Origin of the sequence: Fontivita pretiosa (genome assembly GCF_050410795.1) — a bacterium.
Lineage (GTDB): Bacteria > Planctomycetota > Phycisphaerae > Tepidisphaerales > Tepidisphaeraceae > Fontivita > Fontivita pretiosa.
On the sequence record NZ_CP191258.1, the window covers coordinates 2691544 to 2715264 of the forward strand.

Genomic DNA, 23721 nt, shown 5'->3' on the forward strand with positions numbered 1-23721 from the left:
CGAACTGTTCATCGGCTGCCAACTGGCGCTGCCGGCTGCGTAGTCGCCGTGGAAGAAGGTTTGGTCGTCGCCGCGGGTTTGGCATCGTGCATCAGCTCGTAACCCTCGATGATCTGGGTGATCGGCTTGGCGTCGACGATTTCGGGCCGGTCGATGCCCAGCACCCAGCATGCGGTGGCGAAGGTGTCGCAGGTATTGATCTGAAGATCGCGCAGCAGCGTCAGGTCGAAATTGGCGCGGACGCCCGGCCCGGCGGCAATCCAGGGGATGTGCAGGCTTGGCAGACTCTGGGCGCCGTGCGTTCGTCCCGCGCCGCCGTGATCCGAGCTGAGGATCACCAGCGTCGAGTCGGCCACCGCGGCGTTCACCAGCTCCTCGAGCAGCACCCCGATGTGCTGGTCGATCTGCTCGATCACCTGGAGTTGCTGAATCGATCCCCAGCCTTTGGAGTGCCCGACGGTATCGGGGCCGGCAAAGTGCACGAACATCAGTTCCGGCCTGTGCTGCCGGATGATGGACGCGGCGCGCTGAGCGGTCTCGGAGTCATCGGTTTTGGCCTGCTCGGGCACCCAGACCCAGTCGATGGTTCCCGGCTTGTTCAGCGCCAGGAACTTGGATTTGCCGCAGACCATGGCCGTGGAATAACCGGTCCGATGCGCCAGTTCGAACAGCGTTGGAACCGGCGGATAGAACGGCCGCGTGGTGGCGCGTTCGTCGTTGAAGGTGATGCCATGCACCTCGGGCTGCACGCCGGTCAACATGCTCACGTGCGAAGGCAGCGTGTTGGCGGTGGGAATCGTCTGCGCCCAGAAACTGAAACTGCCCCGTCGCAGGAGTTGACGGATCGAGGGGACCTGGCCACGGAGCAGGACGTCGGGCCTCAGTCCGTCCACGCTGATGATGAGCACCCGATTGATCGCCGGTACGGGGCGATGGTTCGGATCGCCCCATGCATCAGGCAACCGCCCCAGCAGCCCCCACACCAGAACCAAACCCACCAGCCCGCATCTGCGAATCATGCGGTTGTTTGTAACGACAAGCGGCCGTCCAGACAACCGCTGCTGGTCCGGTAAATGAAGCCGAGTTGATCGGGCTGGGGGGTTGGGTCGATGTCGATGATGTGACAACGCTCCGGTCGGCATCTGCCAGCCCGTCGCCGCCAGCCACGCTGCCGCCGCTGAGGCTTCATGTCGCTTCGCCGGCGGAGATCGGCCCGCGGGTGGAGCATCTTCAGCAGATTGCCGCCGCACGGCAGTTGGGGCGAAAAGTTCGCCGGGCCGTCAACGTGGCGCGGATCAACGGGTGGATCAGCGCGATCTTCGCGGCGGTGACACTGCTGTCGGCATCGCGCAGCGTCAGCGCGATGGTGCTTGGCGCGGGGATGGCGGTGATCTCGTACGTCGAGTTCCACGGCGCGCGGGGGCTGGAGCGGCTGGACCTATCGGCGCCGCGGCGGCTGGCGGCCAACCAGCTCGCGCTGGCGTTGCTGCTGTTCGGCTACGCGGCGATGTGCTTGTGGATGAGCCTGAGCTCGCCCAGTGAGTTGTTGTCCGCGGAGATGGCGCAGGCGGTGGCGGCCGACCCGCAGCTTGCCGGGATGATGGCGCCCTTGCAGGATTTGGTCCGGCAAATCCATATCCTCGTCTACGCGATCCTGATGATCATCGCCCCGGCCGGACCCGCATTGCTGGCGCTGTACTACCTGTCCCGCCGCCGGCACATTCAGGCCTGTCTCCAGCAGACTCCGCAGTGGATTGTGGAATTGCAGCGTGCCGGGGTGCGGGTCTGACAGGCTTGAGCGATCCTGCTATCCTTCTGAAGCGCCGTGTTCTGGCTGGTGGTCTACTACCTGCTGGAGTATCTGCCGATCGCGCTGCTGGGCGCGCCGGTGCTGCTGTGGATCTTTCTGAACATCCGCAAGGAAAGTCATTGGCGGGCGGGGATGCTGATGCTGTCGTGGGCGGCGTTGGCGTTGTCGGCGGCGCGGGTCGTGGCGCTGCTGCCCTACGCGCCGCGGGACGCCTGGAGCTGCTCGCGAATGACGCCGGGTGTGGCCTGGGCGATGGGCGATCGACTCTATCATCCGCCCGGACAGGGACCGCTGCTGGTGCGGATGTACGGTCCTGTGTCGGCGATGGTTTATGCGCCGACGGCGCTGCTGGCGACGCCGACGGTGGGTGTGCTGGCGGGGGCGGGAATCAACCTGGCGCTGTTCGCAATTCCGATGGTCTGGTTTCTTCGCTGTAGCGGCATGGCCGCGACCGGCGAGCGGCCGGATGCGTCGTTCATACTCGTTGGCGCAGCATTGTTCGCGTTGTTTGCGACGCATGTGACCAAGCTGCTCTACACCGCCGCCGCCGTCACGGTTGACGCCCCCGCCATCGGCCTGGCCGCCTGCGCCTGCGCCATGCTGGTGCGATCCGCGGGCAGTGCCGCGCCGCTGCGCAGCGGCCTGCTGGTCGGCGCTCTGGCCGCCGCTTCGCTGTGGTCCAAGCAGACCCTGGCCCCGATCGTCGTGGCGTTGCCGGTCTACGTGCTGCTGGTCGGCGGATGGAGATGGGGATGGCGCTGCATCCTGGGCATGGTGCTGGCCGCGGGAGCGATCTCGTACGCGCTGCTGCTGGCATTCGGCGTCGAAGCGATGCTGTTTCACACCCTGATCGTTCCGGTACGGCATCCGTGGCAGTGGCCGTGGCTCGACAAGCCGCATGCCCTGCTGCGTGCGATGCGGATGATCCGCGCCGACGCGATGCCGGCGCTGGTGCTGCTGATCGTCGGCTTAGGGTTGCGCCTGCTGTGCGCGGCAGCGGTGCGGCTTGGCGAAGCGCGACGGCCTGAGTCAACGCGCCATGTGCGTCTGAGCGACAGGATCGCTGCCTGGGCCAGAGCCAACCCCTGGCTTGTTCCGGCCCTGCTTGCGATTTGCGTTCTGCCGACGACGGGGCTGGCGTATGCGAAAGTGCTCGGACGAGGGAACAACGCGGCGGCGACGTCGTACTTCCTTCTTCTGGCAGCATGCAGCGCGATCATCACTGCGCTTCAGGTGTGCTTCCGAGGCAGCGACGCCAGCAGAGACACTGGCCCGGCCATCTCCGCTTCCGCCGCGGGCGATTCAGCGGTTGTAAGACCATGGGCGCGCGTCCTCGCCATGAGTGTGTGCCTGGCCTTCGTGCTGGGGATCGCGGCGCGTCCGCGCGAGTGGCTCGCGTTGCCCCGCCAGTTCGCCCTGTGGGGTGAGCTGAGCAGCAGCCATCTTCAGATCGCCTACCAATACGCCCGCCAACACCCCGGCGAGGTTTACATCCCGCAGTATCCGCTGGCGACGCTGTTCAGCGAGGGGCGAGCCTATCACTACGAGCCGGCGATCCAGGACCTGCATCTGGCGGGGCTGACGCTCAGCCCCCGGCAGCTTGATGAGGGCCTGCCGCCACGCCTGCGCCAGATCCTCGTTCGCGACGAGATCCCCGCGCATCTGCCGGTGCAGCTTCGCCAGCGATTCACCCGCGTCGATCGTCCGGCGGACATGCCCGGCTGGCTGGTCCTGCGCGAGCCGTGACCGCGGCAATGCCGGCCTTATCCCAGCATCCGCTTGACGCGCTTGCAGAGCTGGATGGGGAAGCCGAACGGATCGCGCAGCATGATCAGCAAGTCGCCGGCGGCATTGGTCGATCGCTCTTCGGCGACGGTGGCGCCGGCCTTGACCAGCCGGTCGCGCTCGGCATCCAGGTCCTCAGCCTCGAAGGCCAGGTGAAGCTGAAGCGGGTTCATCCTCGCGTAGTCCGGCACGGGAATCTCCGGGCGGCTGTACAATTCGATCACGACTCTGCCCGCGGCGTCGGCGATGAAGTGCGTGAACGGCGGCTTGTCCTGCTTGCGCAGCACGCGAAACCCCAGGTGCTGGGCATACCACTGCGCCACCGCGGTCGGATCCTTTACCTGCCATGCCACATGTTCTACGGGTATCATGGAGATTCCAGTTTGGCGATTCTGTGTGGAGGATCAACCCCGTCAGGAGTGCCCCAGGTTTCCCGGCGGCTGAGATGGCTACCAGTCTGTCTTCACCGGATACGCACGGATCGCCTCGTCCGACGTCAGAATCACCAGATCGTCGGCTTGCGCCTGGCAAACAAGTATGCGGTCAAACGGATCGCGGTGGTGGTGCGGCAAGCTGCTAAGACGAAGGACCGCGGCTTCATTGAACAGAAGGGGCATAATCCCATGCGCCTCGCGTTGCTCGGGAACAAAGCGTTCCGGAGCGGCCGGCAACGGGAGCCTGCCCAACGAATGCTTGATCGCGATCTCCCACGCCGACGCCGCTGAGAGCCAGACTTCGTTGGCTGGATTCTGGAAAAGCGCCCGGGCACGGTCCGACAGCTTCGGATCATCGAGCGTGAGCCAGAGAAACGTCGCGGTGTCGAGCAGCAACCTCATCGCACCTTGCCCTCGAACGCGTCGAGAATCTCAGCGGGCAACGGCTCAAAAAACTCAGCGGGGACGGTGAATGTGCCCTTGGCCAAGCCGACGGGGCGTGGATGTTGTGGCTTCGGCGCAGCGGGCCGGATCTCCGCCACCGGCTTGTTGTCTCTCACAACAATGAAAGACTCACCCTGCTCGACCCGGTCGAGGTAGCGCTGGAAATCGGCCTGGACCTCGCGAACAGTGATAGTGGGCATCGACACAATTATACACCAGGTTGTGCTTGTTCGCGCCGTCGTGGGATCTTATCGCCCGCTGCGTGCCAGGTGGGGATGTCGTGGTGCGAGGGCAGCCCAATCTGTGCTCAAAGGCTCACGGCGCGCCAATTCGGCCCCGGTCGCCAAAGATCGGCTCGAAGGCGATGACGGCTCTGCCCCCCGGCGTTCTGTTCTACACCTGCCATGCTACATGTTCTACGGGTATCATGGAGAGTCCAGTTTGGCGATTGTCTGTGGAGGATCAAGCGCATGTCACCGGTCGAGCGAGTTGAAGCGGTGCTGTCGGGCCGGCAGCCGGATCGCCCGCCGTTCAGCTTCTGGCATCACTTTTCGCCGGATCAGATCCATGGCCCGGCCGCGGTGCGCGCACACCTGGATCTGCTGGAGGAATATCAGCTCGATTTTCTGAAGGTGATGAACGACAACGGCTATCCGCACCATGTGCCGATCCGGTCGATCGATGATCTGGCGTCGCTGAAGCCGCTCGGTGGCCAGGAGCCGGAGTTTGCGCGGCAGATCGACCTGATCGCCGAGCTTCGCCGCCAGACGCGCGGGCGGGTCCTGATGAGCACGACGATCTTCAATGCCTGGGCGGTTTTGCGGCAGCTCATCCAGCCGCCACAACAGCATCAGCCCCCGAACCTGGATGCCTCGGCGGATGCGCCCAGCCGCTGGATTCGCCAGGCCTGGGCCACCAATCCCGGCGCGGTCGAATCAGCACTTCAGACGATCGCGGGCAACCTGGCCAACTTCGCGCGCCGGTGCCTGGCCGCCGGCGCCGACGGTATCTACCTGTCGGTGCGCGATGACTGGGTGGAGACGCCGGAGCATCCGGATCTGTACCGGCGGCTGGTGCGTCCTGCCGATGAGCAGATCCTGGCCGCCGCCAGCGAAGCGCGGTTCAACATTCTGCACGTGTGCGGTCGTCCGCGCGACTTGCGTGGGCTGAGCCGGATGCCGCACGTTCATGCGGTCAGTTGGGCGGATCGCGCGGCAGGACCGGCGATTGCCCAGGTGCGGGACTGGCTCGGCCCGGCGATCTGCGCGGGCGTGGACAACCTCAACACCCTTGCCAACGGTTCGCCCGAGGATGTCCGCCGCCAAGTGCACGACGCCCTGGCGCAAGCCGCTGGTCGGCCGATCATCATCGCCCCGGGCTGCACCTTCGACCCGCGGCGTGTCCCGCCGCAGAACCTGCGCGCCCTGGCCGAGGCGTGCATCAGCAGCAGTTATTAGTGCTCGCATGCCCGAAGCGGCTCACTGCCCGGCCAGGAAGCGCGTGAAGTTGCCTGAGAAGAAGTCCTTCACCGTCCGCCGTATTTCGCCCGCGGTGGGGACTCTGCCCGTCAGCCGCATGTCGTCGAACTTGTCGGTGAGCACCCTGGCGATGATGCGGCGGCTGTGGTCCCACTTGTAGATCAACTGATCCAGCACGCGCGCGTCGGAATGCTGGGGGATGAACGTCGGCCCCAGCAGCTCGCAGCGCATCCGGGTGATCTCCTCGATGAGGCTGGGGTTGTTCACGAACCACCAGCAGCCGAAGACCATCAGGTTGCCGAACTTTCGCGCCGCGACGCACAGCTCGTGCTGGTTTTCGCGGGCCAGCATCGTCACGAAAAAGCGGTTGTTCGGGAACTCGCGGCAGATGTTCATGACCGATTCGATGTCGGCCTTGCCCTCGGCGTCGCCGCCGTCTTTGAGACCCGGATTCACCTGGAGGATCGAACCGATCATCATGGCAAACGGCAGGTTCCGCTCGGCGCAGACCGGCATGATGACTTTGGAGAAGATGGTGGAGCCGGCGGCGCCGAGGGTGTCGGTCGGCGGCGCGGGATAGCGGAAGCTGGGCGGCAGGCTCACCGCCAGGTAGATTGCCTTCTGACGGTCGATCCAGTCGCGCAGGAACTTTCTGGCCGATTCGATGCTCTTCTGGTCGATCGTCTCGCTTGCCGGATAGCCCCACTCACTGAGTTTCTTTGCCGCCAGCGGCCAGTTGCGAAGCAGCGGATCGATGCGCAGCACCGCCTTGAATCGCGGATCGGCGCCGACGTTCGGGTCCTTCAGCCAGCGGTTGCGCTCGTTGTCGTCGAAGACCGGGTTGGTCATCGTGATCGACGTGACGTTGCTCAGCTCCATCACGCGATCGATGTGTTTTGACGGATCCTGCTCGGCGAAGTACTTGCGCCACTGCGCCGGCGATTCGTTGGGGTCCAGCCCCAGCTTCTGCACGCACGTGAGCACGCCGCGGCACGCTTCGCTGATCGGCGCGCGCTCCACGAACAGCCACTTCCAGATATGGTCCGCCTGCTGCGTCTTGCTCATCTTCCAGAACTCGTCGTACGGGAGCCTGCTGGCCGGCACGACGCGGAACACCTCCGCCACGAGATAGTGATACGTCAGCAGCTCATCGATCCCCCACAGCAAAAGGCCCGTCGGGTCGGTCTTGCCGGTTCTGTTGGGCACGGGCGTGCCGAAGCTCGGCGGATACAGGTGCGTGTGCATGTCCACGACCGGTTCGGATCTCAGCACCCGCTCGATCTCGACCTGGATCGCGTTGCGGTCAGAAAGCCTGTGTTGGTCTTGTGGTTGCGTGCTCATGGATACTCCCTGGTTGGCGACGGCCAAAAGCAGGTGGAAATGTACGGGCAAACGCCTCGCATGTCACGGACGCCCGCCGCCGCGGCGGCAGACGCGTTGCCCGCCTGGCCGGTTTCATTCACAATCCTGGTATCACCAAGCTGGATTCGACTACGATGCAGACGAGGCCCTCCATGTTCAGCACCGACGCCGATCGTTTCCGCTTCATTCGCGAGAACAACCTGTATGTCGCCGTCGTCTGCGACGTGCTCGATTCGCTGGGGTATCGCCATCAGGCGATGCACCAGCGGCTTCGCCCGCTGCTGCCGGATCGGCACAACTGCGGTTTCGTCGGCCGGGCACGCACCTTCCGCTGGATGGAAGTCGATTACGTCGTGCAGGACGATCCGTACGGGCTGGAGATCGAGGCGATGGATTCGCTGCGGCCAGGCGATGTGGTCGTGCATTCGACCGATCACTCCGGCACCAACGCCCCCTGGGGCGAGCTGATGAGCACGGTGGCCAAGCAGCGCGGGGCCGTCGGGTGCGTCTGCGACAGCCAGATCCGGGACTGCAATCGAATCATCGAGCTGGGTTTTCCGGTCTACTACGCGGGAATTCGCCCGCTGGATTCGATGGGGCGCGGGCGGGTGATGGCCTACGACGTGCCGGTGATGTGCGGCCAGGTCCTGGTGCATCCGGGGGAACTGATCTTCGCCGACTTCGACGGGATCGTAGTCATCCCGCGAGCCGTGGAAGACCAATCGCTGCGTCTGGCGGCGGAAAAGGCCGGCAAGGAGAGCAGTTCGCGAAAGGAGTTGATGCAGGGGCGGACGCTTCGAGAGGTGTACAACAAGTATGGCGTCCTCTAACCGCCGCCACACCCAAATCGGCTGCTCATCGCCCTCAGAAACATCCGCATGGGGCGGAACTCGACGCAGCATAACTGCAAAGCTCCATGCGGTTTACGGATTCTTCTTGACATGATACCTAACATTTATCTAACATGCGTTCCGAGGGTTTGACCGGCGCAAAACAAACCCGCGCCCCGTGTCAGACCCGGCAACTTCAGGCTTGTTGCGGACTCTCTCGGCGAAAAGGGAATTGCACGAATCGCCCGCCGCGGACCACAGCCCACTTCGTGCGGCGGGCCGACCTGCGGAAAACCTGCACATGCTCACGATCGATCCACACCGACTCGACCAGCTCACCATGCACGCCCGCGACGCCTTCGGGCTTCAGCCCGATACCTCCGATCGCTTCCATCAGCGCTATCGCCTGCTCAGTCCCGAGGACAAGCTGCTGATCGACATGGCGATGAAGTATCGGTTGTCGCGGCGGGAAATGGGTCTGGTGCTGAACATCGCGCCCGGCGCGGTGACTCGCCGTCTGCGCCGCGTGCTCAATCGCCTCAACGACCCGCTGGTCGTGGCGCTGATCGATCCCACCTGCACGCTGGACCCCGAGCATCGCCAGGTCGGCATCGAGTATTTCCTGCACCGTCGAAACGTGCAGACAATCTCGCGAGCGCAGCAGCGTTCGCGACATGAGGTGCGCGCCATGATCGAATACGTTCGCGGCTGGCACCGCGGGATCAGCTCACGCCGCTGAGCTGGCTTGCCCTCATTGGCCCGCCGATCCAACTCACTTCACCCACTGCACGATGTCACACCCACCCATGACGCGCCTGGAGTTCTGCCCGCCGCTTCCGGCGCTGTGTAGCGCCCGGGCGCGAACCGTCGCCCGCTGGTTCGGGCTGCGCCGGCCGAAGCACCGCAACATGAAGTGCAATGGTTTCGATTTCGATGGCATCGAAGCCCTGATGCCCGTGCCCGGACAGATCACGTTGATCACCGGCCCCAGCGGATCGGGCAAGAGCACGCTGCTGGCCGCCCTGCGCGCCCGCCGCGCTATCATACCAGGCCACCGCACCGGCCGCTGTGGCTGGATCGACCTGGACCGCCTGAAGCTGCCCGCCCGTCCACTGGTCAACTGCTTTGGTCCAGCGCCACTGCCGCAGGTCATCCGCCTGCTCAATCGCGTCGGTCTGTCCGAAGCCTGGAGTTATCTGCGCACGCCCGGCGAACTGAGCGAGGGACAGCGCTGGCGGCTGCGGCTTGCTCTGGCGCTGCACCGCGCGGCACCGATGATGTGCGGTCGCGATGATGCGCGGGAGGCAGGAACCGTTTCAGCCCCGCTGTTGCCGGCCGCGCGATCCGGCCCGCTCACGTCATGCACGATCGTCTGTGACGAATTCGCCGCCGTGCTTGACCGTGTCACGGCCTGCGTGATCGCGCGCTCGCTGCGGCGGGCGGTCAGCGCCGCGCCTGAGCTTTTGCGAGCCGTCCTCGCCACTTCCCATCACGATCTGATCGATGCTCTGTCGCCCGACCTGATCGTCCGCTGCGATTTCTATCGGCTGGATCTGCTGCGCTGCCGGCCACCGCAAATCGCTAGCTCAACTGCCGCCACAGCACAATCAGCCCCAGCGCCACGAAGATCGCCAGCAGAATAAGCAGGTTCCGCTTCTCGTGCTCTTCGTAATGCTTCGTGGCGACCTTCTTCACGGCCTTCTTCTGGAGCTGCTTATGATCCTCGTGGCACTTGCGGCAGATTCGCAGGCCGTTGTATTCGACGATGCCCCCCGGTTTGACGTAGCGTCCGCATTCGGCGCAGGGGACTTTGCCTTCCCGCTCCTGTCGCTTTTCGGCTTTGGCGCAATCCAGGCACAGATACCCGCGGCTGTCCTTGAGCCGTCGATGGCCCGCGACGTTCTTGCCGCAGATCACGCAGATTTTCTGCGGTGCGCCGGCCAGGTCGTTGCCCCCGCGCACGTCGGCGGCTCCCGACGATCCGGACGACCGCTGTGCGCCCTGCTCACGCGGCGGCGAGGGCAGCGACACCGTATCCGCCGATGGATCCTTGCTGAAACCTGCATTCAGGTCCAGATGACAGGTGCACGGCCCCCGACCATCAGGATCGTTCGTGTCGCCCCCGATGATCCCCCCGCAGTCCGGACATATCAGGTCCACCGCCATGACGCGATTTCGTCTCCTTTCGCCACTGACGAAATTCTATCCCGTGTCCAGCAGACAGGAAAAAGCCCCAAGCTTCAAGCCAGACGTTTCAAGACACATTCTTCATGCCATATCCGCACTGGCCCCAATGCGTTGCATCGTCTGCCCGGCGTCCTGATCGGTGCCTGCTTTTCTTTTCACCCCTGCCCATGTCCCTGCCCACTTTCCTGCCTGGCCGATTCATCCTTGCGCAAGGCAACTCACACGACTATGACGAGTTGGCCTGCTTCCACTATCTTGCCCGCCGCCCCGCGACCTGGGCGGACGTCTGGACGATCCGCTATGAAGATCACTCAGACCGATCGCGATGGGCCGATCTGCGGCAGCGCAGGCTCGTCGCCGTCGCGGTCCTGTCCTATCCCGTACCAAGCTGCCGCCCGCGCGAGCGTTTCTTCGGTCGCGAGCAATTCAGCCGCGCCCAGAATCTGGCCTTTGCCAATGCCAACCTCCGCACCATCAGTCGCGTGATCGTCCACCCGCAGTTCCGTTCGCTGGGACTCTCCAGCATCCTGGTGCGAAAGCTCTGCCAGGTCTGTCCAACCCGGTATGTCGAAGCCCTGGCCATCATGGCTCGGGCACATCCGCTGTTCGACCTGGCCGGGATGACGCGCATCGCCCCCGCGTGTCCGCACGAGCCGGTTTATTTCATCTTCGACCGCGCCGCCTGCCCAGGCGGCGCAACCAACACTCACGGACCAGAATCACCATGAGCAAATCCAACAAAACCCGACGTGCCCGCGGCAAGCGCAAACCACCAGCTCGCCGCAGCAAGCAACGCCGCAAGGCCGTGCCGATCCGAAACGACCCGGAGACATTCGCACACTCCCGGCCCTGCGGCAGTCCCGATGAACTTCATCTCTGGCTCCAGCAGCACGCCGGAATTCACGTTCCGCGAAACAGCGTCTGCCCCAACCACCAGGCCCCCTTCGACTACGTTTGTGCTTCCTATTTCGAGCCGTCGCCAGACCTGATCGTCTGGGCGCCGCGCGGCGGAGGCAAGACGCGACTGGCCGCCGCCGTCACCTTCGCCGAGCTGCTGCACAAACCCGGCATCTCGATCCGCATCCTTGGCGGATCGCTGGAGCAGAGCCTGCGCATGTGGGAGCATCTGCTGCCGTGTCTGGAGGAACATGCCTCGGGCATGATCCTCCGCCGCCCGCGCAGCGCACGCCGAATCGCCCTGTGCAACCATTCCGCCGCCGCCGTGCTCACCCAGTCCGAGCGCGCTGTCCGCGGCCTGCGCGTCAACAAGCTCCGCTGCGACGAAGTCGAGCTGTTCAAGCCCGAAATCTGGGAAGCCGCCCAGCTTGTTACCCGATCCGGCGACGGTCCCGGCGGCACGATCGCCGGAACCGTGCAGGCCATCTCCACCTTTCACCGTCCGTATGGCCTGATGTCACGGATCATCGACGACGCGCCAGCCGCCGGCAAACGCATGGTCCACTGGTGTCTTCTGGAGGTTCTGGAGAAATGCCCGCCGCAACGCGACTGCCGAACCTGCCCGCTGTGGGACGAATGTCGCGGCGTGGCCAAGGACAAGTGCGACGGCTTTTTCCGCATCGATGATGCCATCGCGATGAAACGCCGCGTCAGCCGCGAAACCTGGGAATCGGAAATCCTCTGCCGCCGGCCCAGCACCAGAGGATGCGTCTTCCCCAGCTTCGATCGCGCGCTTCACGTCAGCGACGCGATCGCGCCGGCCGCGCAGGCGACACTCAGCCTGGCCATCGACTTCGGCTTTCACAATCCCTTTGTTTGTCTGTGGATTTTCGAGCAACCGGAATCCAGGCGCCTGATCGTCTTCGACGAATACGTCCAGCAGCAGCAGACCATCGACGTGCACCTGACGCAAATCGAGGCACGAAGCGCGTCGATCGGCCGACGCCCGCACCGCATCGCCTGCGACCCTGCCGGCTCGGCCCGCAACGAGCAGACCGCCGAATCCAACGTCAACTTCCTTCGCCGTCACGGATACAGCGTCTGCACCCGACGCAGCCTGATCGTCGAAGGCGTGGAAATGATCCGCGCGGCGCTGCGACCGGCGTGCGGCGAGCCGACGCTGATCATTCACCCACGCTGCCAACGCCTCATCCGCGCTCTGGAGCAGTACCGCTACGCCCCCGACTCCCGTGGCGGGGAGCTGCCCCTGAAGGACGGAGTACACGACCACCTCATCGACGCCCTGCGATACTTCTTCGTCAATCGCGAGCACCGCCGAACCGTCACCGCCCGCCAGTACTGACCTTCGTTCACCCCCCTGACCGGCCTGCCCATTTGGGGGTACGGGCGACTGTGACTGTGCGCGAGCCTCTCACGGAATGCCGGCAGCGGAATGCCGGCAGCGGTCGTATCACCGGCATCCTCGCCTGTGCGATGGCCTCCAGCGGGGGTGGGGACGCCCGTGATACTGGCTGGGGTTGAACTGAACTTGTCAGCATCCGTAAGATTGGTATCTTTCCGCCGATGGCAGCGTAGCTCAGTTGGTAGAGCAAGGGATTCATAAGCCCTGGGTCGCCGGTTCGAGTCCGGCCGCTGCTATTGAGCCGCGTGCGGCCTGCATCCGGGCGATTAATCCTCTTCTTGGGGAAGGACGGGGATGCTTACGCCTCTGGGGGTTGGCGGCGCGGGGGGCATGACCATCATCGGCACATCGGGCAGCTCGCGGACCATTGCGATCTCGTCGCAGCCGTCGCGCTTCGGGCAACGAACGCAATCGCTCCAGACCTTGAGCGGCAGATTCTCCTTGGGAACCACCACAAAGCCCATCTTCTCGAAAAACGCCTGTTCGTAGGTCAGGGCCATGATCCGGCGAATCTGGAGGCGGCGAGCTTCCTCGATGCACCATTCGGTAAGTCGTCGCCCGATGCCGCGGCCCTGGTAGCGCGCGTCCACCGCCAGCGAGCGGATTTCCGCCAGGTCCGCCCAGATGATCGCCAGCGCCACGCATCCAACCACCTGACCGTCGTCGCTTTCGTAAACCGCGAAATCGCGCAGGTTTTCGTACAGCTCGGCGTAGCTCTTGAACAGCATTTTGCCCAGCTCGGCGTGGGAGTTGATGATGGCCTGTATCACGGGCACATCATGAATGGTGGCGGGTCTGATCATTGTTGCGGTGGCGCTGCCGGCGGGGATCGGGACGTTGTTTGCCCGGCTGATCTTACTCCTGGTGATCCACACAGCCCTGAACCGGCGTGGCAGCAGAATCATAGCCACACGTAGATCGGCAGGCGAAGCCCGGGCACTGAAGCCGCCGGCACGGCCAGGTTCTGCTTGATACGCGCAATGGTTTGGGCGGTTCGCGCGATCGGGGTGCTTTCACGGAACCACGGGCACTTGCGCCGACGCGTCGGCGGGCGGTTCATCGGCATCCGCCAGAACCTCAGACAATGCGGGCAGCCAGGGCGGCGGCGGCAGCACGTTCGTTGCCGACGCCTGTTCCGCCTCGGCCACCCGTTGGTACCACACCCCCGCCGCCACCGGGGCACAGAACAACAGTGTCAGAAATGTCACCTTCGCCCGGGCAAGGATCGACTCCAGCATCGCTCGCTCCCTCCGATGCTGGAATCGGCACGACGAGCGGGCGGGTTGATCTGTGGTGCCCGACTTTTGTGCGAAGGATGCCCAAACAGCGTTGCATGCGACTGATTATCAGTCGCATCGGGATTGCCCGGCGATCATCGGCCGCGGCCATCACGACGGACTTCTACGCCTTCTACGCCCGCGCAGGACGTTTGGCCTTGCTCCTGGCGGCAGTGCCGCGGCGGGCGGCGTCCACAGCCTTCAACGCCGAGGCGGCACGCTTGGCATCGTCGCCGCTGTCAAAGCCGAAGTACGCCACGAACTTGCCTCCGATCACCGCCGCCGATACGCCTCGCAGATTGATCCCCGCATCAGCGATGGCGCGTGCCAGCCGGCCGCCCAGCCCGGGCTTGTCCGGGCCTTCCACGCGAAGCGTGCCCATATCGGTGGCCGGGGCCATGCCCACCGATTTGGCCGCTTCCTGTGCCCGCTTGCCGCGGATCGGACAGACGAAGACCTGCCCCTTGCCCGGTTGAGCCGGCTCCCGGCGGGCGATGACGCACTCCAGGTTGGCCCCCGCCTGTGCCAGCGCCTCCAGCACGCGTGCCAATTCCCCCGGGCGATCCTCGATCGAACCCGCCCACACCTCCACCTGCGTAACCTTCAACGCCATGCGACACCTCCTTCGATTCAGCCGACATGTGCGATTGCGCCGACCGCCGCGAAGAACGGAAGACCTGCTGAAAGTCCGTCCCGCGTGCGGCGGGTGCAGATGTTGTCCAGATTCTACTGCTGTACATGTTCTACCCGGCGCGGGCACGAAAACACAATTACAAATACAAATGCAGGCTGCCCCCAGCGGCGATCCGCCGCGGCCGGGCCTTCGCCCCGCCGGTTGCCCTGCCCACCAGGGTGGTTTGACCGGCGCGCGACGTTGGCCTACAACAGCCCCCCAGCCATGAGCCTGATGAGCTACCAGGACGCGGGGGTGCACTACGACTCGCTTGACGCCTTCAAGCGCGCCTGCCAGCGTGCCGCCGAGCAAACGACCGCCAATCTCGGGTTGCATGGCCTCAGTCAGCCACCGGGAATCCGCGGCGAAAGCGCGTACCTGATCGAGGCGGCGGATCACTTCCTGGCCCACGTCGAGGAAGGGCTGGGGACCAAGAACCTGGTGGCCGATGCCATGCTCGAGCTGACGCAGACCAGCTACTACGCCAACATCGGAATCGACACGGTGGCCACGATCGTCAACGATTTGGTGAGCTGCGGTGCGATGCCGATCTCGGTGGCGATGCACGCGGCGGTGGGCGACAGCCGCTGGTTTGACCAGGCGCGTCGCGCCGAGGACCTGGCCAGGGGATTCGCCCACGGCTGCAACCTTGCCGGCGCCGTCTGGGGCGGCGGGGAGACGCCAGCACTGCGGGGCATCGTCGAGCCCAAGTCGATCGTGCTGGCCGGGTCGGCGATCGGGCGCATCATGCCCAAGTCCCATCGCATCGTCGGCGATGTGCGCCAGGGCGACGCGATCGTGCTGCTGGCCAGCAGCGGCGTGCACACCAACGGCCTGACCCTCTGCCGCGCCATCGCCGATCATCTGCCGCAGGGGTATCTGACGAAACTGCCCGACGGGCGAACTTATGGCCAGGCGCTGCTCGAGCCATCGGTCATCTATGTTCGCTTCATTGCCCACTGCCAGCGCGCCGGCATCCGACCGCACTACGCCGCCCACATCACCGGCCATGGCTGGCGGAAGCTGATGCGGCTGGAAGAACCATTCGTCTACCGCATCACGCAGCTTCATCCCCCCCCTGCGGTGTTCGATTTCATCATGAAATCCGGCCCGGTCGGGCTTGATGAGATGTACGCCACGTTCAACATGGGCGCCGGGTTTGCCGTTTATGTTGATCCTGCCGACACTCAGCGGGTGATCGAGCTGGCTCGACAGGCCGGCTACGACGCCTGGCACGCCGGGCAGGTGCTCAAGCAGGGTTCGCGAAAGGCCGTGGAGATCGCGCCGCTGAACATCACCTTCGAAGCCGACACGCTCAAAGTCCGGTAAATGACGGACCCGGGATCAAGCCGCAGAAGTGAGACATGTCGTCCATGCTTCTGCCTTCTCCTTTGATTCGGTACACTATTCATCGTGGCGGACCTGTTCCGAGTCGAGCTGCTGGGATCAGTGAACGTGGTCGAGCTTTGCTTGCCCGAATCACTCGATGCCGTCGAGTTCGACCGGCTCAATGCGGCGATCCTGGGGCTGCTGGATGCGCACCGCGCCAAGCCGTGGGTGCTGGACCTGTCGCACGTTACCTACCTGGGCAGTGCCATGCTCGGCTTGATCGTCAACGTCCGCCAGCGTGTGAAGATGGCCGACGGACAACTCGTTCTGTGCGGAATGTCGCCTCGACTGCTGGAGATCTTCCGCGCGTGCAGCATGGAACGGCTGTTCACGATCGCGCGCAACCGGGCTGATGCGATTCGGATCGTCGAGCGATAGTTGCATCGCTTCGACTCGACCCGCTCACCCCCAACTCGACACAAGACGAGGAAGCTGCGACCGTCGCGGTGCGGCCGGCGGCGAACCAGGCCTCACCGCGTGGTCGGCGGCTCGGGGAGCTTGAGGACCATTCCTTCCTTCAGCCTGGCCGGATTGGGACCGATTGTGGACTTGTTCAGCTCGTAGAGCTTGTCCACGCGGTCGGCCTTGCCATAAAGCTTCAGGGAAATCTTGTAGAGGCTGTCGTTGGGCTGCACGCGGTATTCGGTCCTGGGATCGGTCGCGGGCGCGGCGGCGGTGGCGCGCGGCGAATCGGAAGCGGCGGCGGTGGTTGAATCGGCCCGCACCTGGCTGATCGGCGGAAGGTTGATCACCATGCCCGGACGCAGCTTTCGCGGATCCAGCGTCGGGTTGGCGCGGATCAGGTGCGGGTAATACGCGGCGCTGCCGTAGGCGGCCTGGGCGATGGTCGCAAAGCTCTCGCCCGGCTGTACCACGTGCGTTCGGGCACCGGGAGCGGCGCTGGCGGAGGCGTCGGGCCGTGACTCGCTGGCGGCGGAGGATTCGAGCGACGGCGAAACTGCACCAGGGGCCAGCGCAGCAGCCGAATTGGAGGCGGCGACGGGTGGCAGCGCGCCTGCGGACTGCGCAGCGCCGCCGGGCGACGAGCCGTTCAGCTCCGCGGGAGTCGATTGATTGGCCTCGGCCCGCAGCGGCGGGGTGGCGACGGCGGGCTGGGGCGTGTCCGGCGCCGCAGGCTGGGGCGTGCTGGTCATCATCACCGGAATCCGGCCGTCATTCAGCGCCGCCGACCATTGGTCCGCTGCCGACCCGGGCAAGGCGCCCATCGACTCGCCGCTGGCGCCTTCGGCGTCGCTGTTGACGGAAGCCACCCCCGTTGTCGGAGTGAACGGATCGACGGTATTAGCGGCGCGGGCCGGATCAGCCGACGCCGCCCCGCTGTTGCCGGGCGAAGCCTGGGTGGCCGAGGTGGAAGTAGCCGTATCGAGGCTGACCTGTTGGGGTTGATCGTCCGGGCCGGAGATGACCAGCACATAGACGATCAGGACTGCCAGAAGCACGCCGCCGATTGCGAAGCCGAGTTTCACGTCCGTGCGCATCATGGGAATCCTTTCCCGATTGCGAGCAGGCGAATGTGGATTGTGATTAGTCGCAGGCCCACAATCCGCGATCGCCGGTCCGCAATCCGAAACCTGCCCTTCACGCCCCCTGCAATTGCCGCTGAGCGGCGACGGCGGGGCGCGGTGCCCCGGCCGACTGCCGTGCCGCCCTGCCGAACAGCAGCAGCGGCGACGCGATGGCGATTGACGAATACGTGCCAACCAATATGCCAACCAGCAGGGCAAAAGTAAAGCCGTGGATACCCGCCCCGCCGTAAATGTACATCATCAGGATCGTGACGATCGTCGTGCCGCCGGTCAGCAGCGTGCGGCTGAGGGTCTGGTTGATCGAATCATTGATGACGGCGCGATCGACGTGTCCGAGCTTGCCGCGGTTCTCGCGGATGCGGTCGAACACCACCACCGTGTCGTTCATCGAATACCCCATCACCGTCAACACCGCCGCCACGAGGTTGAGATTGATGCGGAACGGCTCGATCAGCAGGGCGTCGCCCACGGGCGTGTTGGCGATGTAGTGGGCGAAGCCCACCGCCGCCAGCGTGAACAGCGTGTCGTGCAACAGCGCGATCACCGTGGCCGTGCCGTACGTGAGGTTCCCGAAGCGGATCCAGATGTATGCCATGATCGCCAGCAGCGACATGCTCAGGGCGATCAGGGCCTGTTGCTGGGTTTCGCCGGCGACCTGGGCGTCAAAGTTGGTCACCTTCTGGAGGGTCGGGGGCTTGGCGATGGCGTCGTTGACCAGATTCCACGCCGGCACCGCCAGCTCATCGGTCCACTGCTGAAGCTTGATCGGGTCGTTGTGGTCGTAGGGCAGGTCCGGATCGGAGGTCATCACGATCGCGGTCCTGCCGTCGGGGCTGCTGGCCACGTCGAACTGCGAGTAGCGTTTGGCCGATCCGGAGCCGACCTGCGGCTGAAGTCGCTGCTGTTCGATGCGCTGGCGGATTTCCTGGGCATCCAGGGGGGGATCCAGGTTCTTGAGCACGATCGCCACGCCGCCCAGATGCGTGCGCAGCGCCTCCGGCGCCATGCCGGCGATCGTCGTGGTCCGGGCTTCGATCGGCACGACGACCGTGCCGCTGGCTTCGGAAAACGGCGCGCCCACCAGATCGAATCTGGCTCCGACGCGGATGTTGAGCCGGTCCTGAAGGTTCTCCACGATGGCGCGGCGCACCTCCACGGCGTTGGGGTTGGGCGTGATGACCTCGTAGGTTCGCCCGTCATCACCGACCGAAACCACGCTGGGCGCCGGCAGCACCTGCGGCAGCCTGCGGGAGATCTCCGACACCAGGGCGCGCAGCTCCTCGATGTCGGTCTTCTGTTTCATCTCGAACTGCACGCTGGTGCCTGAGGAGAACTCGATGTCCAGCATCCGCCCCTGCGCCCAGCGGATGCCGAACAGCGTCAGCCCGGCGACGATGAAGATCGCGCTGAACCCGCAGAACATCCAGGCCTTGCCCATCCAGTCGATGTTGGGCTTGAGCATCTGGTCCCATTTGGGGAACGTCAGCGGCAGGCTGGTCAGGCTCTGGATTCTGAACTTGTCGATCAGGATCGCGAAGATGGTCTTGGTGACATACAGGGCGGTGAACATCGAGCTGAGGATGCCCAGCAGCAGAGTCAGCCCAAAGCCCCGCACCTCTTCGGAGCCGAACACGTAAAGGAAGGCAGCGGTGATGGCGGTGGTGACGTTGGCGTCGAAGATGGCGTACCAGGCCCGGTCATAGGCGTTTCGCAGGGCCATGCGGAGCGACAGCCCGCGCAACTGCTCCTCTCGCAGGCGCTCGAAGATCAGCACGTTGGCGTCGACCGCCATGCCGATCGTCAGCACGATGCCCGCGATGCCTGGCAGCGTGAAGGTCGCGTTCAGCGCCGCCATCGCCCCCAGGATCAGCACCATGTTCATCAGCACCGCGATCATCGCCACGATGCCCGACAGGTAGTAGTAGCCGATCAGGAAGATCGCCACCACGGCCAGCCCGAAGTAGCAGGCGTAAAGCCCGCGGCGGAGATTGTCCTGCCCCAGTTGCGGCCCCACGGTGCGCTCGGAGATCGGCTCGTCGGTGAGCTGCGCCGGCAGGGCGCCGGCGTTGAGCGTGTTGATCAGGTAGTTCATCTCCGCCTGGCTGAATCCCCCGCGCCCGCCGGAGATTTCGCCCGAGCTGAAGATCTGGCTGTGGATGTTGGGTGCGCTGATGATCTTCTCGTCCAGCACGATCGCCAGCGGCTTGCCGATGTTGTTGCCGGTCAGTTCGCCGAAGAGTTTGGCGCCCTGGGGATCGAAGGTGAAGCCGACCTTTCGCTCGCCGGCGGTGAAGATCGGATACGCCCGCTCCAGCGACCACTTGGGCTGCCCCTCGCGCTGGGCCATGCTCTTGTCGGGTGTGGTGTAGGCCAGCGCGTAGTGCTTCTCGTTCCACTCGACGGTTGGGAAACGGAATTCATCGGGGCGTTCCACGACGTACCAGCGCGCCTCGTCCGCCGCCTGCACCGCCGGGCCGCGCGCCTTCAGCCGCTCGGCCATATCCTGGAACAGCCGCGGGTTCTCCTGCGGCAGGACCAGGATGTGGAATTCCAGCACGCCCGAGCCGCGCAGCAGCCGCTTGAGGTCTTCGGCGTCGTCCAGCGAGCCGCGCACCTTGCTGTATTCGGCGTACTCGCGGGCGAACGCGTCGATCGCCGCCAGACGAGCCGGAAAATCAGCGAACTTCTGCTTCAGCTCCGCCAGGCGCTTTTCGCGCGTCTCCTTGTTTTTCAGATCCAGAATCGACTGTAGCTGGTTGACGCTCAGGTTGGTGTCCGAGAGCTGCTGGATCAGCTTCTCGTACTGTTCTTCGAGCCGCGCCTGCTCGGCGGCGTTGCGGTTGGCCTTGGCCTGCTGGATCTGGTCCCACGTGCTGCTCAGCAGACCATAGATTTTCGAGCGCGCTTCCGAGCCCATCTCCAGGCTCTTGAGCTTCGCGGCCCGCTCGCTGCCCTTCAGCTCCTGCACCGCATACAGCACTTCCCCGGGGCGGACGTTGGTGTCCTCCAGGGCCTTCTGGGCCGCGGCGAAAGCGGCGCGGCGAGCCTTGGCCTGCTCGCTCTTGTTCGTCAACGGCATCTGGATTTCCAGCCGCGTGCTGCCCTGAGGCCGCCAGATCAGGTTCCGCACTCCATCCGGGTCCACGCGCTTCTTCAGCGCTTCCATCACCCGTTCAGCCAGGTCCGGCGCGTATTCGCCTTCCGGGGCCTTGATCTCGTACAGCAGGCTGGTTCCCCCGACCATGTCGATGCCGGGCTTGAGATCCGGACGCTTCGGGTTTCCCGATGGAAAAATCGCCCACAGCGCCAGCAGAAGAACCGCGAGGCTGACGGTAACGCGGCCGGAAATATTCGTTGGCATATCAAATCTAAGGATGAAGGATGGGGGATGAAGAATGAAGCCAAGAGGCACGTACCCCGCTGCCTCCGCCTTCGTCCTTTATCCTTCTGCCTTCAACCTTCCTTCTACGACTGCTTGCTTTCCGCTTCCTCGATCACGCGATGGATCGCGCTGCGGAGGTACCAGACTTTGGTATTCGTGTTCTCGTCGAGCTTGAGTTGCACCCGGTCGTTGCGAGTCTCCAACACGCGCCCGATCTCCCCGCCGATCGTGACCACTTCATCCCCCTTTTTCAGCCTCGCCAGCATGTCCTGACGTTTTCGCTCTTCCTTGCGCTTGCCGCCGATCATGAAAAACCACAGCACCGCGAACAGCAGCAGGATCATGAACATCGGGCTGCGGAGGAAATCGAACCACTCCGGCGGCCTGGGCGCTGTGCTCGGCGGGGCGGCCTGCGCGATCAGTTGTCCAAATCCGTCGATCCAGTTGCTTCTCAAGCCAATCAAGCCAGGTCCCTTTCTGCGTTGTCTGTCCCGCAATCCGTACGCTCAACGTCGCCGCTCATTTCAGCGTCGACTGCGACTGAACCGCTGCCCGGACCGATCCGGCAGCGCGGGTCGCTGCGGCAAAAGGCCTCAAATTCCCCGCGGCCGATCGCCCGGCGGATGTCCTGCATCAACCGCTGATAGAACCGCATATTATGCACGGAAACCAGAACCGGTCCAAGCATCTCGTCGGCCAAAAAAAAGTGCCGGATCGCGCCGCGGCTGAAATGTCGGCAGGCGTAACAATCGCATCCCGGCTCGATGGGGGCCGGATCCCGCGTAAAGCGGCTGTTTCGCAGCCGGATCGAACCCGATGCCGTGAACGCCGAGGCATTTCGCCCATTACGCGTCGGCAGCACGCAGTCGAACATGTCCACACCATTGCCCACCGCTTCGACGATATCCCGCGGATACCCCACGCCCATCAGATATCGGGGTTTGTCCTCCGGCAGCATCGGGGTCACCAGCCGCAGAACCGCAACCGTTGCTTCGAACCCCTCGCCCACCGCAAGCCCGCCGATCGCGTAGCCGGGGAAATCCATGGCGATGAGCTTTTCGGCGCACAGCGTCCGCAGCGAGGGGTCGGTCCCTCCTTGTACGATTCCGAACAGCGATTGATCGTTCGGCCGCGCGTGGGCCTGTTGACATTCCGCCGCCCAACGCAGCGTCCGCTCGACCGCCAGACGGTGGTATTCCAGCGGCTTGTTGGGGTCCGGGCACTCATCGAAGGCCATGATGATGTCGGCCCCCAGATCGTTCTGCACCTGGATCGATCGACTGGGGGTAAGGTGGACCAGCGCCCCGTCGATGTGGCTCTTGAAGGTGACCCCGTGGTCGTCGATGCGATTGATGTCCGCCAGCGAGAAGACCTGGTATCCGCCGCTGTCGGTGAGGATGGGCCCCGGCCAGGCCATGAACCGGTGCAGCCCGCCCAGCTCCGCGACGACCTTTTCTCCCGGGCGGAGCATCAGGTGATACGTGTTGGCCAGGATGATCTGCGTGCCGGTCGCCGCGACGTGGTCGGGCAACACGCCCTTGATGGTGCCCTGCGTGCCGACGGGCATGAACGCGGGCGTGTCGAACACCCCGTGCCGGGTGGTCACGCGCCCCAGCCGGGCGCGCGTCGCGGGATCGCGGCGAATCAGCTCATAGCTCAACGGCGGCGATTCACTTGCCTTGCCCATCGGTCGGCGGATCGTACATCGATATGCCCGGCCAGACCACTTCTTCACCGGCGGTCCGGGGCATGGCGGCATCGGGCTTTCGCATCGTGCCGTGTGTGCGTTTGACCCTGCTCAGTCCCCGGGTATCAATATCGTCATGCCCGCAAAGCCCGTCTATGCCCTGGTCGGGGAGGACTCGTTCCTTCAGCTTCAGAAGCTGGCCGAGATCCGCGCGCTGTTGCCCAAAGACACGCAGGTGGTTGATGTGGACGGGGAGCAGTCGGAACTGGCCGACGTGCTGGACGAGCTGCGCAGTTTCGCGATGTTTGGCGGGGGCAAGCTGGTGGTGGTGCGCGATGCCGACGATTTCGTCTCGCGTTTCCGCGACAAGCTGGAGGATTACCTTGCCAGCCCATCTGACAGCGGCGTGCTGGTGCTGCGGCTGCGCTCGCTGCCAAAAACGCAGCGGATTTTCAAGCTGATCAGCAAGGTCGGGCAGGTATACGAATGCGCGCCGCTGAAACAGCATCAGCTTCCGGCGTGGATCGTGAATCGCGCCAAAACAGTGCACAAACTGGCGGTGGACCTGCAGGCGGCGGCGCTGCTGGCCGACCTCATCGGCGCGGACCTGGGGCGCATCGACAACGAGCTGGCCAAGCTGGCGCTTCAGGTGAGCGGCGGCCGGCTCACCAGCGAAGCCGTTCTGGCCGGCGTCTCATTCCAGCGCGAGCAGGAGATGTGGGACCTGACCAACGAGCTGGCGATGGGCCGGCCCGTCGAGGCGCTCAAACGCTGGCGACACCTGGTGCAGCTCGATTCGTCGGCGGAGTTCCGCGCCGTCGCCTGGCTGACGATGTGGCTGGAGGACGTGGACACAATCCTCCGTGGCGGAGATCTGGGCAAGATGTCCTGGAAATACAGAGATCGCCTGCCGCAGTTTGTGAAAGTCGCCCGCAGCTTCGACCATCAGCGGCTCCGCCGCGCCGTCGATCTGCTGGCGGAAATGGATTTCCGCACCAAAAGTGGCCTGGGAGACGCCGCCACCAACGTCGAGCAGTTCATCCTGTCGCTGGCGGGGAGTTGAACATGAACCGAACGATGATGACCCCTGCCAGTTACTGAACTTCATTTGCAGCT

The 23721-nt window shown here is 64.6% G+C and carries 24 protein-coding genes and 1 tRNA gene; 12 read left to right on the top strand and 13 right to left on the bottom strand.

Annotation, left to right across the window (positions count from 1 at the left end; translation table 11 throughout):
• Window positions 1-8: 8 nt before the first annotated feature.
• Window positions 9-1019 carry an ectonucleotide pyrophosphatase/phosphodiesterase gene (locus tag ACQS5P_RS10850; RefSeq protein ID WP_428940914.1) on the bottom strand — a complete coding sequence of 337 codons (1011 nt, stop codon included), beginning with the start codon at window positions 1017-1019 and terminating at the stop codon, window positions 9-11.
• Between the two features lie 101 nt (window positions 1020-1120).
• Between ACQS5P_RS10850 and ACQS5P_RS10855 the strand changes: the two genes are divergently transcribed.
• On the top strand, window positions 1121-1789 hold the full coding sequence (locus tag ACQS5P_RS10855) for a hypothetical protein (RefSeq protein WP_428940915.1): 669 nt from the start codon (window positions 1121-1123) through the stop codon (window positions 1787-1789).
• A gap of 36 nt (window positions 1790-1825) precedes the next feature.
• Entirely contained in the window at window positions 1826-3556 is a 1731-nt protein-coding gene (locus tag ACQS5P_RS10860; protein WP_428940916.1) for a hypothetical protein, read from the top strand.
• A gap of 17 nt (window positions 3557-3573) precedes the next feature.
• Here ACQS5P_RS10860 and ACQS5P_RS10865 read toward each other — a convergent pair whose 3' ends face one another.
• From ACQS5P_RS10865 to ACQS5P_RS10875, 3 genes are all read right to left on the bottom strand, one after another.
• Window positions 3574-3948: a VOC family protein gene (locus tag ACQS5P_RS10865; protein WP_428940917.1), complete on the bottom strand. Its 375-nt coding sequence runs from the start codon at window positions 3946-3948 to the stop codon at window positions 3574-3576.
• Window positions 3949-4044: 96 nt separating this feature from the next.
• Window positions 4045-4431 (bottom strand): type II toxin-antitoxin system VapC family toxin, encoded by a 387-nt coding sequence (locus ACQS5P_RS10870; RefSeq protein ID WP_428940918.1) that lies wholly within the window; start codon window positions 4429-4431, stop codon window positions 4045-4047.
• The gene (locus ACQS5P_RS10875) at window positions 4428-4673 is read right to left on the bottom strand and encodes a type II toxin-antitoxin system Phd/YefM family antitoxin (protein ID WP_428940919.1); all 246 of its coding nucleotides are present in this window, start codon (window positions 4671-4673) and stop codon (window positions 4428-4430) included. Before ACQS5P_RS10875 ends, ACQS5P_RS10870 begins: the two co-directional genes overlap by 4 nt.
• Window positions 4674-4943: 270 nt before the next feature.
• Between ACQS5P_RS10875 and ACQS5P_RS10880 the strand changes: the two genes are divergently transcribed.
• Window positions 4944-5930, top strand: a complete 987-nt coding sequence (locus tag ACQS5P_RS10880) for a uroporphyrinogen decarboxylase family protein (RefSeq protein ID WP_428940920.1) — start codon at window positions 4944-4946, stop codon at window positions 5928-5930.
• A 21-nt stretch (window positions 5931-5951) separates the two neighbouring features.
• Here ACQS5P_RS10880 and ACQS5P_RS10885 read toward each other — a convergent pair whose 3' ends face one another.
• Window positions 5952-7292 (bottom strand): glucuronate isomerase, encoded by a 1341-nt coding sequence (locus tag ACQS5P_RS10885; protein WP_428940921.1) that lies wholly within the window; start codon window positions 7290-7292, stop codon window positions 5952-5954.
• A 155-nt stretch (window positions 7293-7447) separates the two neighbouring features.
• Between ACQS5P_RS10885 and ACQS5P_RS10890 the strand changes: the two genes are divergently transcribed.
• From ACQS5P_RS10890 to ACQS5P_RS10900, 3 genes are all read left to right on the top strand, one after another.
• Window positions 7448-8143, top strand: coding sequence for an RraA family protein (locus ACQS5P_RS10890; protein ID WP_428940922.1), 696 nt, complete (start codon window positions 7448-7450; stop codon window positions 8141-8143).
• Between the two features lie 301 nt (window positions 8144-8444).
• Complete coding sequence (locus ACQS5P_RS10895) at window positions 8445-8882, top strand: hypothetical protein (RefSeq protein WP_428940923.1); 438 nt, start codon at window positions 8445-8447, stop codon at window positions 8880-8882.
• A 52-nt stretch (window positions 8883-8934) separates the two neighbouring features.
• Window positions 8935-9786 carry an ATP-binding cassette domain-containing protein gene (locus ACQS5P_RS10900; RefSeq protein WP_428940924.1) on the top strand — a complete coding sequence of 284 codons (852 nt, stop codon included), beginning with the start codon at window positions 8935-8937 and terminating at the stop codon, window positions 9784-9786.
• Here ACQS5P_RS10900 and ACQS5P_RS10905 read toward each other — a convergent pair.
• Window positions 9725-10309 carry a hypothetical protein gene (locus tag ACQS5P_RS10905; protein ID WP_428940925.1) on the bottom strand — a complete coding sequence of 195 codons (585 nt, stop codon included), beginning with the start codon at window positions 10307-10309 and terminating at the stop codon, window positions 9725-9727. The two genes, ACQS5P_RS10900 and ACQS5P_RS10905, sit on opposite strands and share 62 nt — an antisense overlap.
• A 188-nt stretch (window positions 10310-10497) precedes the next feature.
• Here ACQS5P_RS10905 and ACQS5P_RS10910 point away from each other — a divergent pair, with 188 nt between their 5' ends.
• From ACQS5P_RS10910 to ACQS5P_RS10920, 3 genes are all read left to right on the top strand, one after another.
• The gene (locus tag ACQS5P_RS10910) at window positions 10498-11058 is read left to right on the top strand and encodes a GNAT family N-acetyltransferase (protein WP_428940926.1); all 561 of its coding nucleotides are present in this window, start codon (window positions 10498-10500) and stop codon (window positions 11056-11058) included.
• Window positions 11055-12590 (top strand): hypothetical protein, encoded by a 1536-nt coding sequence (locus ACQS5P_RS10915; protein ID WP_428940927.1) that lies wholly within the window; start codon window positions 11055-11057, stop codon window positions 12588-12590. Before ACQS5P_RS10910 ends, ACQS5P_RS10915 begins: the two co-directional genes overlap by 4 nt.
• Before the next feature lie 223 nt (window positions 12591-12813).
• Window positions 12814-12886, top strand: a tRNA-Met gene (locus ACQS5P_RS10920).
• A gap of 30 nt (window positions 12887-12916) precedes the next feature.
• On the opposite strand, the gene ACQS5P_RS10925 is transcribed toward ACQS5P_RS10920, so the two are convergent.
• From ACQS5P_RS10925 to ACQS5P_RS10935, 3 genes are all read right to left on the bottom strand, one after another.
• Window positions 12917-13555: an N-acetyltransferase gene (locus tag ACQS5P_RS10925; RefSeq protein WP_428940928.1), complete on the bottom strand. Its 639-nt coding sequence runs from the start codon at window positions 13553-13555 to the stop codon at window positions 12917-12919.
• A gap of 108 nt (window positions 13556-13663) precedes the next feature.
• Window positions 13664-13888 carry a hypothetical protein gene (locus tag ACQS5P_RS10930; RefSeq protein ID WP_428940929.1) on the bottom strand — a complete coding sequence of 75 codons (225 nt, stop codon included), beginning with the start codon at window positions 13886-13888 and terminating at the stop codon, window positions 13664-13666.
• Between the two features lie 172 nt (window positions 13889-14060).
• A complete protein-coding gene (locus tag ACQS5P_RS10935; RefSeq protein ID WP_428940930.1) occupies window positions 14061-14540 on the bottom strand; it encodes an ACT domain-containing protein in 480 nt (159 codons plus the stop codon).
• 285 nt (window positions 14541-14825) lie between these two features.
• On the opposite strand from ACQS5P_RS10935, the gene ACQS5P_RS10940 reads away from it, so the two are divergent.
• Complete coding sequence (locus ACQS5P_RS10940; protein WP_428940931.1) at window positions 14826-15929, top strand: AIR synthase-related protein; 1104 nt, start codon at window positions 14826-14828, stop codon at window positions 15927-15929.
• Between the two features lie 84 nt (window positions 15930-16013).
• A complete protein-coding gene (locus tag ACQS5P_RS10945) occupies window positions 16014-16367 on the top strand; it encodes an STAS domain-containing protein (protein WP_428940932.1) in 354 nt (117 codons plus the stop codon).
• A 92-nt stretch (window positions 16368-16459) separates the two neighbouring features.
• Here ACQS5P_RS10945 and ACQS5P_RS10950 read toward each other — a convergent pair whose 3' ends face one another.
• The 4 genes from ACQS5P_RS10950 to tgt all read right to left on the bottom strand — a co-directional run bounded on the left by ACQS5P_RS10950 (window position 16460) and on the right by tgt (window position 22605).
• Entirely contained in the window at window positions 16460-17491 is a 1032-nt protein-coding gene (locus tag ACQS5P_RS10950; protein ID WP_428940933.1) for a LysM peptidoglycan-binding domain-containing protein, read from the bottom strand.
• A 97-nt stretch (window positions 17492-17588) separates the two neighbouring features.
• Window positions 17589-20897 carry a protein translocase subunit SecD gene (secD, locus tag ACQS5P_RS10955; protein ID WP_428940934.1) on the bottom strand — a complete coding sequence of 1103 codons (3309 nt, stop codon included), beginning with the start codon at window positions 20895-20897 and terminating at the stop codon, window positions 17589-17591.
• Window positions 20898-21001: 104 nt separating this feature from the next.
• Complete coding sequence (gene yajC, locus ACQS5P_RS10960) at window positions 21002-21382, bottom strand: preprotein translocase subunit YajC (RefSeq protein ID WP_428940935.1); 381 nt, start codon at window positions 21380-21382, stop codon at window positions 21002-21004.
• Window positions 21379-22605 carry a tRNA guanosine(34) transglycosylase Tgt gene (gene tgt / locus ACQS5P_RS10965; protein WP_428940936.1) on the bottom strand — a complete coding sequence of 409 codons (1227 nt, stop codon included), beginning with the start codon at window positions 22603-22605 and terminating at the stop codon, window positions 21379-21381. The genes yajC and tgt overlap by 4 nt, the downstream gene beginning before the upstream one ends.
• A gap of 136 nt (window positions 22606-22741) precedes the next feature.
• On the opposite strand from tgt, the gene holA reads away from it, so the two are divergent.
• The gene (gene holA, locus ACQS5P_RS10970) at window positions 22742-23668 is read left to right on the top strand and encodes a DNA polymerase III subunit delta (protein WP_428940937.1); all 927 of its coding nucleotides are present in this window, start codon (window positions 22742-22744) and stop codon (window positions 23666-23668) included.
• Window positions 23669-23721 lie beyond the last annotated feature (53 nt).